The organism is Bacteroides sp. LFL-34 (assembly GCF_027257075.1).
Classification (GTDB): domain Bacteria; phylum Bacteroidota; class Bacteroidia; order Bacteroidales; family Bacteroidaceae; genus Bacteroides; species Bacteroides ovatus.
Window position 1 is genome coordinate 24,319 of record NZ_JAPQKZ010000059.1, and the last position, 7,471, is coordinate 31,789.

Consider the following 7,471-nt stretch of genomic DNA (forward strand, 5'->3'; position numbering starts at 1 on the left):
TATATAATAAATAACACTACAACATTCAGAATGTTAGTTCTCTTTTAGAAAATTAATTATCCGATATAAGATTCTATTGTCTCTTTCAACCTTTCCAAAGAATAGGGCTTTGAGATAACAGCGTTGCATCCTGCCTGAATAGCCTGTTGCTGTTCAGTATAGAAAGCATACGCGGTCACTGCAATAATAGGCACAGTCAGAGAAATAGTACGGATCTTTTCAGTGGCTTGAATACCGTCCATGATCGGCATACGAATATCCATCAGAATCAAATCCGGCTTTTCGCGGATAAAACTATTGATGGCTTCCTGTCCGTTGCGTACCCATGAAATAATATATTCCTTATTCAGAAGAATATTAAGTTGGACAAAGTTCGACTCAATGTCTTCTACCACTAATATCTTTTTACGTTTATCCTCATCAACGTTCTTCTTATGTGAGAGGCTTCTTTCAGCAACTTCTTTCGGTACTTCCTGATAAGGCAAATAGAGTGCAAACGTACTCCCCTGCCCCAATTCTGAAGTTACCTCGATACGGCCGCCCAGTCGTTCTACAATGCTTTTACAAATTGAAAGCCCTAATCCGGTGCCTTGCACAAAATCATTCAGTTTCTCAAACCGGGTGAAAATTTGAGGGAGTTTCTCTTTGGATATACCGCAACCCGTATCGCTGACATACAGTTTCAGCCAGGAGCCTTCATGTTTCAAGCCTAAAGTTATACTTCCCTTTTCCGTATTTTTAATTGCGTTCGACAAGAAATTGAACAATACCTGCATCACACGGTTACGATCAGTAGAAGTCCAGTATTCTCCTTCGGGACGAATCACTTTCAATTCTACATTCGACTTCATCTTCAGCTGGTGCACTTTTTCCACTTCTTCCACTAGTCCTGCGATCTCAACCTGCTGGAAATGCATTTCCGATTTGCCGGATTCAATACGGGAAAGGTCTAAAATATCATTAATCAACTGCAGTAACAGGTTGCTATTTCTCTGAATAATTTCCAGATACTCCATTTTCTCTTCTTCACTTTCTGTCACTGCGATAATCTCCGAAAAACCGACAATAGCATTCAACGGAGTACGAATTTCATGGCTCATATTAGCTAAAAAGACCGACTTCATTTTATCAGCATCTTCCGCACGACGTTTAGCTTCGATCAATTCCTGCGAACGCTGAATCCGGTCTCCGATATCATGTATCAACGCAAGTACCCTGTTTCCTTCAAAGGGGGCGATACGTGCCTGAAAATAATGCAGACTTCCATCCACTTCAAGCGGATATTCTATTTCCTTCAACTTACCATCACGCAAACATTCCCTAATGTTACAAATGAACAAGTCGCTAACCTCCGGTGAATAAATAGATCGTCCATCTGCTCCGCGTAGCACTTCCACAGGGTGAAGCAATATCGTTCCCGGTGCCATCAGGACATCGGTAATAAAGAAATTATCATCAAAAATAAAAATGAATTCCGGCAATGCTTCAATTATTTTGCGATTATACTCTTCCAGATATTTGATATGTTGCTCCTTTTCGCATTGTGAAGTGACGTTCACCGTATATGCCAGCAGTTTACCCGGATGACTTTCGCAACTCTCTTTGTAAGACAGAAAATGATCTTCCAGCCAAATTACTTTCCCTTGTTCACTTATACAACGAACTCTAATTTGTGAGGTCTTAGAGTCTGATGAAAGCATTTCTGCAAAGGCTTGTTTATAGAATTCAATATCTTCCGGATGAATAAACCGATAGAAATCATCTATATCTTCAAAAATGATCCCGGCATCCTTTAATCCCAGTGTAAAAAAATAATCGTTTGAAAAGGAGCATTTGCCCGTAATGATATCATATTCCCACAAAGCTATTTGATGAGCTGCAAGGACAGAAAGTATTTCTTGTGAGTTCTCCCGTATGAGTTCACTCTTTTCATTGGAAGAATATAAATTAATCGCTGGTTCCATAAGCATTATTGTTTTATTTTGTTTGGTGTACCACTGCATGGCAGCAAATATAAACAAATAAAGCACAAGTTGTGCTCAATTTTCTGTTTTTTACTTAGAAACAATTATCTTTGCTCATCCAAAAAGAAAAAAGAATGATTCAAGATACTATCTGTGCCATCGCTACCGCTCAAGGCGGTGCTATCGGAAGCATCCGCGTTTCCGGTCCGGAAGCTATTTCTATTACCGGCAGCATCTTCAAGCCAGCCAAAGCTGGCAAATTATTGAGCGAACAAAAACCATATACTTTGACATTCGGGCGTATTTATGACGAAGACGAGATGATTGATGAAGTGCTCGTCAGCCTTTTCCGTGCTCCTCATTCGTATACGGGAGAAGACAGTACGGAAATCACGTGTCATGGTTCCACTTATATTCTTCAACAGGTAATGCAGTTGCTTATTAAAAACGGTTGCCGCATGGCCCAGCCGGGAGAATATACGCAACGTGCTTTCCTCAATGGAAAAATGGATTTAAGTCAGGCAGAAGCTGTGGCGGACTTGATTGCTTCTTCATCTGCTGCCACTCACCGATTGGCAATGAGCCAGATGCGGGGTGGATTCAGTAAAGAGCTGACAGATCTACGCAACAAGTTGTTGAATTTCACTTCCATGATTGAATTGGAGTTGGATTTCAGCGAAGAGGATGTGGAATTTGCCGATCGTTCGGCATTAAGGAAACTGGCAGATGAAATTGAACAGGTCATTTCGCGGTTGGCTCATTCATTTAGTGTCGGGAACGCCATTAAGAATGGTGTTCCCGTAGCTATCATCGGTGAAACAAATGCCGGAAAATCGACTTTACTGAATGTATTATTGAATGAGGATAAAGCCATTGTCAGTGATATTCACGGGACAACACGTGATGTAATCGAAGATACTGTCAATATCGGAGGAATCACTTTCCGGTTCATTGATACCGCCGGAATCCGGGAAACCAATGACACGATTGAAAGTTTGGGTATTGAACGTACTTTTCAGAAGTTGGATCAGGCGGAGATTGTTCTTTGGATGGTAGATGCTGTGAATGCCGCTTCTCAAATTGAACAGTTATCGGAGAAAATAATTCCACGTTGCGAAGGAAAACATTTGATTGTTGTATTCAATAAGGCTGATTTGATTGAAGATAAACAGAAAGAGAATGTATTATCTTTATTAAAAGACTTCCCCAAAGAATCTACGGAATCTATTTTCATCTCGGCCAAACAACGGAAGAATACAAGTGAGCTACAAAAAATGCTTATTGATGCCGCACACTTGCCTACAGTGACACAGAATGATATTATTGTGACAAACGTAAGACATTACGAAGCTTTAAACAAAGCTTTGGAAGCTATTCATAGAGTACAAAACGGACTTGATTCGCAGATTTCCGGGGATTTTCTTTCGCAAGACATACGAGAGTGTATCTTCTTTATTTCGGACATAGCGGGGGAGGTTACGAATGATATGGTGCTTCAAAATATCTTTCAACATTTTTGCATCGGGAAGTAAGGGGTGATTACCAACGATTAGCATATATCATCAATGATTATTAAGGCGTTCATTTTGAACGCCTTTCTTTTTGGCCTTATAAGTGATGGTTATCGTTTATAGGGCTTTTTCAGCTCATTTTTGTACCGTATTTGTTGCTCGCTTGTTGAAGCCTTGTTTCTCGCCAACAAGGTAGTGTAGATTTGAGACACAGTGAGACGTGGTGAGACGCACTGAAACAAAAATGGAGAAATAAACGGAGAAAAGAATGAGCAGTAACATCGAAATCAAGAAAAAATGTAAGTGGTGTGGGCAGATTTTCATAGCCCACAAAACGACTACGAACTATTGTTCTCATAGGTGCAACAATGCAGCTTACAAGGAACGGATTAGGCAAGAGCGTATAGCTTCTTATCAAAAAGAGTTTTCAATGAACGCAGAAGAACCGTCTGTTGAAGACAAAGAGTTCTATACGCCACCCGAAGCCGCAAAACTCTTAGGAATTAGTCGAGCCAGCATTTACCGCTACATGGCAGATAACGTAATTAAAGCGGTTCAATTCAAAGGAAAAACATTAGTCAGGAGGAAAGACATTGAGCTTTTATTTGAAAATGCTGCGGAGTATAAGAAGAGAGTACCCATAGAGAAAGCCCCTATTACCGACTTCTACACCACAGCCGAAGTAAAAGAGAAATACCATGTAAACGAATCATGGATATTTGCGGTAGCCAAAAAGAACAACATACCTCGCACTTTCAATCGTGGCAAGACCTACTGGAGCAAGAAGCACATGGACGCTTACTTTGCCAAGAAAGCCCCGAATCCCGACATTACCGAATGGTATAGTACCCAAGAAATGCAGGAGAAATTCGGTATGACCTTATCAGCCATCTACACTTTCGTTTCCAAGAACGCCATTCCGAAGAAGAAAGAGGGTATCATGGTGTACTATTCCAAGAAGCATGTCGATATTGCCAAAGGAGTGGCAGCACCCGAAGAACCGCAATATTATACGGTAGTCGAAGCAATGGAGAAGTTCAATCTCACCCGTGACCAACTCTATCATTATGCGAAGTATCATAATATCTCAAAGATCAAGAAAGGCAAATACACGCTTATTTCCAAACCCGAATTGGATAAGCTACTTGCAGCCCCAAAGATTGAATAAGTTATTTATCGGTGAATGTTACCACCATTGAATCACCATATTCCTTTGCACCAAACAAATGTAAAACTCTAAATATTAAACAGTATGACACACACGTGTACAAAAGTAACAGTTCGTCAGAGAGCGATTCGAAATAATCGCATCTCCTTGTATCTGGATTATTATCCGGCAGTCCGTAACCCTGAGACAATGCAGATGAGTCGTCGGGAATATCTCGGCATCTACATCTATGCCCACCCGAAAAACGAAATGGAAAGGGAGTTCAACAACGATATGCTGAACAAGGCAGAGGCAATCCGTTGTATCAGAGTGCAATCGCTTATCAATGAAGAATTCGGTTTCTTGGATAAGACCAAGCAGAAAGCCGACTTCCTTGCCTATTTCAAAAAGATGTGCCGAAGCAAAGATCAGAAATGGACGTTTGTCTATCAGCATTTCTACAACTTCGTTAAAGGGCAATGTACCTTCAGCGAAGTAAATGTGGACTTGTGCAAGAAGTTCCGTGAATACCTATTGAACGCCAAGCAACTCAAACACAGCAACCGCCCCATATCCCTCAATTCGGCATCCGGCTACTACTCCACTTTCAGAGGGTTGTTGAAGATTGCCTATCGGGACAAATGGCTTCGAGAAAACATCAATGACTACCTTGATAAGATTGAACCGCAAGATGTGAAGAAAGAATATCTGACATTAGACGAGGTGAAGCAACTTGCCGCCACACCTTGTGATATCCCTGTTCTGAAAGCAGCCTCTTTATTTGCTTGTCTGACAGGTTTACGCATCAGCGATATTCTCAATCTTCAATGGGAAGATTTCGCTATTGCTCCCGACCAAGGCTATTGCTTGCGTATCAGAACCCAGAAAACCCAAACGGAAGCGACACTCCCTATCAGCTACGAAGCCTACGAACTATGCGGTACGCCCGACACAGGTAAAGTATTCAAGGGTTTGAAACGGAGCATGATTAACTATCCGCTGAAGAACTGGCTCAAAAAGGCAGGAATAACGAAACCGATAACCTTCCATGGATTTCGACATAGCTACGCAGTCATACAAATCTCCTTAGGTACAGATATTTACACGGTCTCAAAAATGCTAACCCACAAGAACGTTTCCACAACTCAAATCTATACAGATTTAGTAAATGTAAAGAAACGAGAGACAGCCAATAAGATTTCACTGAAATAAATTATAGCCATGAAACGAGGAATCATAACAAACAACGGAGCAGTCATCCAGATTTCTGATGGCGAAGTATGGATGACCTCTTGGGAGATTGCCGACTTGTTCTATACAACAACTGGAGCAATCAACTCTCGCACAAAAGCGATATTGAAAACCAATATCTTAAAGGAGTATGAAGTACGCCAATGTATCAGATTAGAGAATGGGAGTAGTACCGATGTGTATAATCTCAATATGATTATAGCCCTATCCTATCAAATAGATACAGGACATTCCGCTGCATTCAGAAAATGGCTAACACACAATGTTCAATCCTCACGAGAGAACAAGGTATCTTTCCTTGTTCATTTAGGAGGTAGGTTCTACTGCTAATCAGAAAGCCCGAATTAGATATAAAGTCCAATTCGGGCTTCAATTCATTAAAAAGTGGCATAGGTTGTCTAGGGTACCGACGCAACACACTGTCACTTTCAAAAAAACGCATCTACTATCCATAGAATGATATATATTTGCACACAAACGATTAACATATATCATTATGGAGCAGAAAAAGATAGAACATATAACTTTGAATCTGATTGTTTTCGGAACAATCGTCATCATTGGTGTTTTAGCCCGTCAGACCGCACTACACTATGGTTGGGACGAGTTCAGTAGCTACCTCATTTTTGTGGTATGCTCCTTTGTCATAGGAGCTATCTATCTCAATCTGCAAATGGTATTCGGACAACTCCTTTCACCAACAATAGAGAAGTGCTTTATGAGATTTGAGTGCTACCACAATAAGGTTGTGGTGGTAGAAGCTCCAGTAACGCACCCGGAACTTACCGAAAGTACCATAATTTCAGAACCTATTGTTTCAGAACCTGAACTCAAAATTGAAATCAAAACTACATCTGACACAACAGAAGAAGTTTCTACTCCATCGTGTCCTGAATCCAATGAAGATGTAGCAGAACTTCCCAAAGAAGAAGCCACACCTTCTACCATCAACAATATATCTACCGAAGAATCCAACCAGCCAACAGAATACGAGATATTCCGTGCTAACGCAATAGCTGAAAAGGAACGAGCATCACAAGAAAAGTTAGATAAGGTTCTTACATATACGAAACAGAACCTGATTCTCTATCTTAGCGAAACTGACCTCAATCGTCTATGTAGATATATTACGGAATACTACTTCTCAGATTCTCTACCCAAAGTTGAGCAAATAAAGGTTGATGCTCAATTAAAAACCATTGACATCATGCACTTTGGCTGGAATATAGGCAAAGCATTCGGAAAACCACGCCTACAGACCGCTACTTTTATAAAGAGGATATTTACTCATACTCTCCGTGATTCGGAAATATCTACCATTGAGCGCAAAATGTCTAATACTGAATCACCATGCAAAATTCAGCTACAATCGTTATAACAAATAACGACTGCCCTAATATCCTCTGAAGGTGTATAGTTTGTCACTCAGCACCTCATTCCCTTTAATAAAATCCAAAAGATATTCTTTTGTGATTACAAATCATTAGTGTCCACTAAAAAATCATAGTCGTTCTTTGAAATTGTTGAAATTCAGTTTGTTGTAATGGTATTTGGTGCGCAACGATTTGAAATTACTTTTGCAGTCTGAATCAGACTGT

The 7,471-nt window shown here is 40.4% G+C and carries 6 protein-coding genes; 5 read left to right on the top strand and 1 reads right to left on the bottom strand.

Features of this window, described 5'->3' with window-relative positions; genetic code table 11:
• Positions 1 to 56 precede the first annotated feature (56 nt).
• Positions 57 to 1,964, bottom strand: a complete 1,908-nt coding sequence (locus N5O98_RS24055) for a PAS domain-containing hybrid sensor histidine kinase/response regulator (RefSeq protein ID WP_004309766.1) — start codon at positions 1,962 to 1,964, stop codon at positions 57 to 59.
• 134 nt (positions 1,965 to 2,098) lie between these two features.
• Here N5O98_RS24055 and mnmE point away from each other — a divergent pair, with 134 nt between their 5' ends.
• The 5 genes from mnmE to N5O98_RS24080 all read left to right on the top strand — a co-directional run bounded on the left by mnmE (position 2,099) and on the right by N5O98_RS24080 (position 7,251).
• A complete protein-coding gene (gene mnmE / locus N5O98_RS24060; RefSeq protein WP_009040376.1) occupies positions 2,099 to 3,496 on the top strand; it encodes a tRNA uridine-5-carboxymethylaminomethyl(34) synthesis GTPase MnmE in 1,398 nt (465 codons plus the stop codon).
• A gap of 247 nt (positions 3,497 to 3,743) precedes the next feature.
• Positions 3,744 to 4,643 carry a helix-turn-helix domain-containing protein gene (locus N5O98_RS24065; protein WP_018668633.1) on the top strand — a complete coding sequence of 300 codons (900 nt, stop codon included), beginning with the start codon at positions 3,744 to 3,746 and terminating at the stop codon, positions 4,641 to 4,643.
• 84 nt (positions 4,644 to 4,727) lie between these two features.
• A complete protein-coding gene (locus tag N5O98_RS24070) occupies positions 4,728 to 5,834 on the top strand; it encodes a tyrosine-type recombinase/integrase (RefSeq protein ID WP_122334697.1) in 1,107 nt (368 codons plus the stop codon).
• A gap of 9 nt (positions 5,835 to 5,843) precedes the next feature.
• Complete coding sequence (locus tag N5O98_RS24075; protein WP_018668631.1) at positions 5,844 to 6,203, top strand: hypothetical protein; 360 nt, start codon at positions 5,844 to 5,846, stop codon at positions 6,201 to 6,203.
• A gap of 166 nt (positions 6,204 to 6,369) precedes the next feature.
• The gene (locus N5O98_RS24080) at positions 6,370 to 7,251 is read left to right on the top strand and encodes a mobilization protein (RefSeq protein WP_117959064.1); all 882 of its coding nucleotides are present in this window, start codon (positions 6,370 to 6,372) and stop codon (positions 7,249 to 7,251) included.
• Positions 7,252 to 7,471: the final 220 nt, after the last annotated feature.